Raw genomic sequence first — 6,733 nt, 5'->3', positions numbered from 1 at the left:
GACCTCGAGGGGGAGTACGCGTCGATCGAAAATCGAGGTGTGCCGGCGATCCTCAAGCTCCGGCGTGGGAGCGAGCTGGCTTCTAGCGAGTCGACGGCGAAGTCGATCTCGGCGGCGGTGACCACCAGCGGCGGCGCCAGGCGGATCGTCGAGCCGTGGGTGTCCTTGGCCAGCACTCCGCGGGCCATCAGGGCCTCGCAGACGGCGCGGCCCGAGGCGAGCCGCGGGTCGATGTCGATGCCGGCCCAGAGTCCGGCGCCGCGGACGGCGACCACTCCGCGGCCGATCAACGCCTCGAGGCGGGCGTGCAGCTGGGCGCCGCGCTCGCGGGCGAGGGCCTGGTACTCGCCGGTCGCGAGCATCTCGACGACCGCGAGGCCGACGGCAGCGGCGAGCGGGTTGCCGCCGAAGGTGGAGCCGTGCTGGCCCGGCTGCAGGACGCCGAGCACGTCGGCGTCCGCCACTACGGCCGAGACGGGGACGATGCCGCCGCCGAGCGCCTTGCCGAGCAGGTAGACGTCGGGGACGACTCCGACCAGGTCGCAGGCGAAGGTGGCGCCGGTGCGGCCGAGGCCGGACTGGATCTCGTCGGCGATGAAGAGGACGTTGCGGCGCGCGGTGATCTCGCGGACGGCCGGGAGGTAGTCGGCCGGCGGCACGACGATGCCCGCCTCGCCCTGGATCGGCTCGATCAGCACCGCCACGGTGTCGTCGTCGATCGCGGCCTCGAGGGCTTCCGCGTCGCCGAACGGGACCGTGCGGAATCCGGGCGTGAACGGAGCGAAGCCGTCGCGCGCCTCCGCGTCGTCGCTGAACGAGATGATCGTGGTCGTGCGACCGTGGAAGTTGCCCGCCGCGACGATGATGTTCGCCCGGCCCGGAGCGACGCCCTTGACCCGGTAGCCCCAGGCGCGGGCGACCTTGATGCCCGACTCGACCGCCTCCGCGCCCGTGTTCATCGGCAGGACCATGTCCTTGCCGGCGAGCGCGGCGAGCGCCGTGACGAACGGGCCGAGGCGGTCGTTGTGGAACGCGCGGCTGGTCAGGGTGACGCGGCCGAGCTGCTCGCGGGCCGCCTCCAGCAGCACCGGGTGCGAGTGGCCGAAGTTCACGGCGGAGTAGGCGGCGAGGCAGTCGAGGTAGCGGACGCCCTCGACGTCGGTGATCCAGGCGCCCTCGCCGGTGGCCGCGACGACGGGCAGCGGGTGGTAGTTGTGGGCGGCGTGCTCCTCCTCCGCGGCGATGAGGGCGGCGGAGCGGGCGGTGTCGGTGTCGGTGATGCTCATGTCGTTCCTCCTGAGGGGACGATCGACTCTCCAGGAGTCGTCGCACTCGGCGTCGAGTGCGACGGATCGTGGACAGTGGAGGGTGGGTCGGCGCTGCTGGTCGCCGACCACGGGGAGTGGGTCAGCGGCGCAGCTCGAGGGTGCAGCACTTCACGCCGCCGCCGCCGAGCAGCAGCTCGGACAGGTCGACGCCGATCGGGTTGTAGCCGCGCTCGCGCAGCTGGCGCTCGAAGCCCGTCGCACGGGACGCGATGACGACATTGAGGCCGTCGGAGAAGGAGTTCAGCCCGAGCACGGACGCGTCCTCCTCCGAGACGAGGATCGCGTCGGGGTAGAGCTCGCGGAGGGTGCGGTTGCCCTCCTCGCTGAACGCGCTCGGTAGGTAGGCGATGTTCGTGTCGTCGAGCACGGCGATCGCGGTGTCGAGGTGGTAGAACGACGGGTTCACGAGCTCGAGCGTGACGACCTCGCGGCCGAAGACGCGGGCGACCTCGGCGTGCGAGTCGGAGGCGGAGCGGAAGCCCGTGCCGGCGAGGATCCGCTCGCCGACGAGGAGGAAGTCGCCCTCGCCCTCGTTGACCTCCTCGGGGACGCGGACGTCGAAGCCGGCCGAGCGGAACCAGTCCATGTACGCCGGGCCCTCGGGCTGGCGCTCGGGGTAGGTGAAGGAGGCGCCGTAGGCGATGCCGTCGATCACGAATCCGCCGTTGGCCGCGTAGACCATGTCCGGCAGTCCGGCCTCGGGCTCGATCAGCTCGATGGTGAAGCCCAGATCGGCGTAGGTGTCGTAGAGGGTCTGCCACTGCCGGACGGCGAGGGAGGTGTCGGTGGGGACCTGCGGGTCCATCCACGGATTGATGCGGTAGACGACGGTGAAGTGCTCGGGACGGCACATCAGGATCGTCTTCGCGACGGGAGTTCGGGCGGGTGCCTCTGCGAGCACGGCGGTATCGGTCATTCGAGTCCTCCTGCGAAAGGATGCGGATGAGCGGACCGGGTCCAGTGGCTCCGTGCCCCGCGCATGACGCAGCGGGATGGAGCACGCTCGCGCCCAGTCTTGCACGCGCCGATCGTGCGGTTTTCGCCGTGAGGCGCACGGAACGCGCGTGGACACCGGGTGCGGCGCGGGAAACCGCCGCGGCTCTCGCGCGGGGCGTTGTATTGCGGCCGCGACTACTCCTCCTCGCCCTGAGGCAGGGGCTTTCGGAGGGACGACGTTGCGCCTCTCGGCGAGAAGGCCTTATCCCTCTCTCTTGTCATCGCGCTGATGACATCTGTGGAATCCGTCGAATTCCGCCCTGAATGGGGGACTTAGGGCAGCGATAAGCGGCATGGGACGATCCCTCCGGCCCGACAGTCGTCGGCCTTCTCGCTCCGACGAATCCGGATGCCCTCCTCCATGCGAACGAAGACCCTCAGCGTCTCCCTTTTCCTCGCCCTGCTCCTCTCCCTCTTCGTCGCGACCCCGGCTCAGGCCGCGGGATCGCCGGCTGCGCCGACGAACGTCGTCGCGTCTGACAACAGCTGCACGGACGCCGTCACCATCTCGTGGACGGCACCCGCGCAGAAGGTCGCCGGCTATCGCGTGCACATCTACACGATTTACACGACGCGATATGGGGACACCGACTCGTATACGACAGCCCTGACGGAAGTGTCGAACGCAACATCGGTCTCTTTCGACTTACCTCGCGATGTGAATGGCTATACCATCGAAGTTGCGAGTGTGACTGATTTCAACGCCTCGTTCTCCGGCGGCGAGTACGGCCAGAAACTAGTCGCATCATCGACCCAGAGCATCCCGACTAGCACCGGTCTCTACCATTACTGGAACGTCCCTGCGCCGGCCGAGCTCTCGGTGGCCTACGACGAATCCACAGCACTGGCTTCCGCCCGGTGGAAGCGGCCGTCGATCAACGGGGAAGCGTGCTCCTTCGATGAGTACCACGCCACGCTCGACGATATTGCGAGTTACGACGATGACTGGGGCAACGGCAGCGGCTACGACGTCGAGTACTCCCTGACCACAACCTCGCAGAATCTCGATGTGGCCGCTGGCCATCGCTACGAATACTGCATCTGGGCTGCGTCCTGGTACTTCAGGTCGGAAAGTGCCGACTATGCCGACTACCTCGACTCTCCAAAGAGCTGTGTCTCCTTCGGCACCGGCACCACCCGTCCGGCTGCTCCTGAATTCGCATACGCGGAGCCCAGCGGCACGTCGATGACCGTTTCATGGGAGGCGCCCTACGCCGACGGCGGCACCGACATCACGGGCTACAGGGTCAGCCGCAACGGCACCGACGCGTCCGGCAGCGGCCCCTGGTCGACCGTCGTCTCCGCCGACCGCCGCTCGCAGACGTTCACGAACCTGCGCCCGAACACCTCCTACACCTTCACCGTTCAGGCGATCAACGCGGTCGGCACCAGCGAAGCGGCAACGGTCACCCGCACCGCCGACGCCTACTTCGCCCCCTCCGTTCCCACGCGCGTCGCCGGCACCACGAACGACAGCGTGCGATCCGCGACGATCTCCTGGGCGCCTCCGGAGTCGGCCGGCAACCCGGCGATCACCGGCTACCGCGTCTCGCGCAACGGCGTCGACAACGCGGGCGCCGGTCCGTGGTCGACGACGGTCGCCGCCACCGCCCGCTCCTTCACGTTCACGCACCTGGCGGCGGGCGCCACCTACACGATGAGCGTCAGCGCGATCAACGCCGGAGGCGACAGCGGGGCGGCATCGACCGTCGTGCGCATCGGCGGCACCGCCCTCACCGCCGCGACTCCGACCGTCACCGGCACCGCCGCGGTCGGCTCGACGCTCACGGCGAGCGCCGGCACCTGGGGCCCCTCCCCCGTGGCCCTCGCGTACCAGTGGCGCGCGAACGGCACCGCGATCAGCGGGGCGACCGGCACCACGTACCGTCCGGTCGCGGGCGACGCGGGCAGGGTGATCACCGTCGCCGTCACGGGCTCGAAGTCGGGCTACGTCTCGACGACACGCGTCTCCTCCGGGACCGCTGCCGTGACCGGCGGCGCGATCACCGCCGCGACGCCGACCATCAGCGGCACGGCGAAGGTCGGCTCGACCCTCACCGCGAAGCCCGGCACCTGGGGTCCCTCCCCCGTCGCCCTCGCCTACCAGTGGAAGGCGAACGGCACCGCTCTGAGCGGGGCGACGTCCGCGACGTACACGCCGACCGGCGCCACTCTCGGCAAGACGATCACCGTGACGGTCACGGGGTCGAAGTCCGGATTCACCGCTGTGACGAAGACCTCCGCGAAGACGAGCGCCGTGGTGGCGGGCACCCTCTCCGCCGCGACCCCGACGATCACCGGCACCGCGAAGGTCGGCTCCACCCTGACCGCCAAGCCGGGCACGTGGGGTCCCTCGCCGGTGGCCCTCACCTACCAGTGGAAAGCGAACGGCACCGCGATCTCCGGGGCGACCTCCGCCACCTACAAGCCGACCAGCGCCACGGTGGGGAAGAAGATCACGGTGACCGTCACCGGCAAGAAGGCCGACTACACAACGGCGACGCGCACCTCCGCCGCCACCGCAGCGGTCGTCAAGTAGGGGATCCGACCCGGGCCGCCGGGGGAGCCTGCCCGCGCGGACTCCTCCGGCGGCCCCGGGAATCCACCACCATCGTCCCCCGAACGGGGGCCCATCCCGCCGACACCCGCCCTCGCCCGGAGGCGGGCGGCGGCTAGCATTCAGACACCGTGTCCGCCGCGGCCTCCCGCGGATCCTGCCGAAAGGCCCGCCGTGCCCGCACGCCCCCTCGCCGCGATCGGCGTCTCCGCTCTCCTGCTGGCCGGCCTCGCCGCCGGTCCAGCCGTCGCCGCCCCCGATCTCCCGGGCGCGAGCGCCGCGCAGGAGGCGTCCGCCGAGGTCGTCCTCTCCGGCACCATCGCGCTCCGCGACGCCGATGAGGAGCACCCCGCCCCCGAGAACCCGTACTTCTACGTCCAGGTCGAGGACGCCGAGGGGGACGTGGTCGCCCAGGCGAACACGGGCGCGGACTTCTCCCTCCCCGTTCCCGGCGGCGAGCCCCTCACCGTCCGCGCGAACCTGATCGGCAGCGACGACTGGTACCCGACCTGGTTCGGCGACACCCCGGTCGCCGAGGCCGCGAGGACGACCCGGGGGACCGACGAGTCCGTCGCCATCTCCCTCCTGCGCACCGCCGAGCTGTCCGGATCGATCACCGCCGACGCGGTCCCCGGCGTCTCCTCCCCCTCCTTCGACGTGCAGGCCTGGTGGGTCGACGGAGGGACGTACTCGCTGCTCGACACCGTCCCCGTCACCGGAGCCCCCGGCGCCGCCCGCGCGTGGGACACGGGCGACCTCGCCCTGCCCGCCGGCGACTACCTCCTGCGCCTCGTGGAGCCGGGGTACCCCGCCTACGACGACCAGTACTTCTCGCGCCTGGCCCGCCTCGACGAGCGCGCGGTCGTCACCGTGCCGCCGGGCGGCCGCAGCGGCATCGACTTCTTCCCGTCGGCCTACTCCTCCGACGTCGCCCGCCTCTCCGGGACCGACCGGTACGCGACCGCCGTCGCGGTGACCGCCTCCGGATTCGCCGACGGCGCCCCCGTCGTCTACCTCGCCAGCGGAGCGAACTGGCCGGACGCGCTGAGCGCCGGCCCCGCCGCCGCGAAGCAGGGCGGCGCCCTCCTGCTCACCGACCCGAGCGTCCTGCCCGCCGTGGTGGCGACCGAGCTGCGCCGCCTCGCCCCGCAGCGGATCGTCGTGGTCGGCAGCGCCCTCTCCGTGAGCGAGTCGGTGCTCCAGCAGGTGAAGGCCCTCGGGATCCCGACCGAGCGCATCGAGGGCGTCGACCGCTACGACACCTCGCGCCGGATCGTCGAGGACGCCTTCCCGGACGGCAGCTACGAGAACGTCTTCGTCGCGACCGGCACCAACTTCCCGGACGCCCTCTCGGTCGCGCCGATCGCCGGCCGCCGCGCCGAGCCCGTCCTCCTCGTCGACGGCGCCCGCTCGCGCCTCGACCAGCCGACCCGTGACACCCTCGCCGGACTCGACCCCTCCTCCGTGCAGCTGCTCGGCGGTGCGCCGTCGATCTCGACCGCCGTCGAGGCAGACCTCCGCGCCGCGAAGATCGCCGGCACCGTGTCGCGCATCGCCGGGACGGACCGCCACGACACCAGCCGACGCCTCAACGACGTCTTCCCGCCGTCCGAGCTGGGCGACACCGTCTACCTCGCGACCGCCACCGGCTTCGCCGATGCGCTGGCCGTCGGCCCGGTCGCCGCGAAGCAGGGCGCCCCGCTCTACCTCAGCGAGCCGACCTGCCTGCCGCGCAGCACCCGTGTGAAGATGCAGGGCCACGACCTCGATCAGGTGCTGCTCCTCGGCAGCCCCCTGACCCTGTCGGCGCAGGTGCGCTCGCTGTCCGCCTGCTGAGACCCGAGACGCACCG

At 71.1% G+C, this 6,733-nt stretch carries 4 protein-coding genes; 2 read left to right on the top strand and 2 right to left on the bottom strand.

What is annotated here, in order from left to right; genetic code table 11:
* Both rocD and ddaH read right to left on the bottom strand, forming a co-directional pair.
* On the bottom strand, positions 1 to 1,286 hold a 1,286-nt coding region (rocD, locus tag C5C74_RS08850; protein ID WP_181134677.1), incomplete at its 3' end, for an ornithine--oxo-acid transaminase.
* Positions 1,287 to 1,407: 121 nt separating this feature from the next.
* On the bottom strand, positions 1,408 to 2,244 hold the full coding sequence (gene ddaH / locus C5C74_RS08845) for a dimethylargininase (protein WP_104226838.1): 837 nt from the start codon (positions 2,242 to 2,244) through the stop codon (positions 1,408 to 1,410).
* A 768-nt stretch (positions 2,245 to 3,012) separates the two neighbouring features.
* Here ddaH and C5C74_RS08840 point away from each other — a divergent pair.
* Complete coding sequence (locus C5C74_RS08840) at positions 3,013 to 4,863, top strand: fibronectin type III domain-containing protein (RefSeq protein ID WP_181134676.1); 1,851 nt, start codon at positions 3,013 to 3,015, stop codon at positions 4,861 to 4,863.
* 192 nt (positions 4,864 to 5,055) lie between these two features.
* The gene (locus tag C5C74_RS08835; RefSeq protein ID WP_104351362.1) at positions 5,056 to 6,717 is read left to right on the top strand and encodes a cell wall-binding repeat-containing protein; all 1,662 of its coding nucleotides are present in this window, start codon (positions 5,056 to 5,058) and stop codon (positions 6,715 to 6,717) included.
* Positions 6,718 to 6,733 lie beyond the last annotated feature (16 nt).

The organism is Rathayibacter sp. AY1E8, assembly GCF_002931415.1.
Taxonomy (GTDB): Bacteria; Actinomycetota; Actinomycetes; order Actinomycetales; family Microbacteriaceae; genus Rathayibacter.
This window is presented reverse-complemented; position numbering and strand designations above follow the sequence as displayed.

Bases quoted from the DNA above. Each gene is read 5' to 3' on its own strand.
- ddaH (WP_104226838.1), bottom strand. From the start codon at position 2,244: ATGACCGATACCGCCGTGCTCGCAGAGGCACCCGCCCGAACTCCCGTC.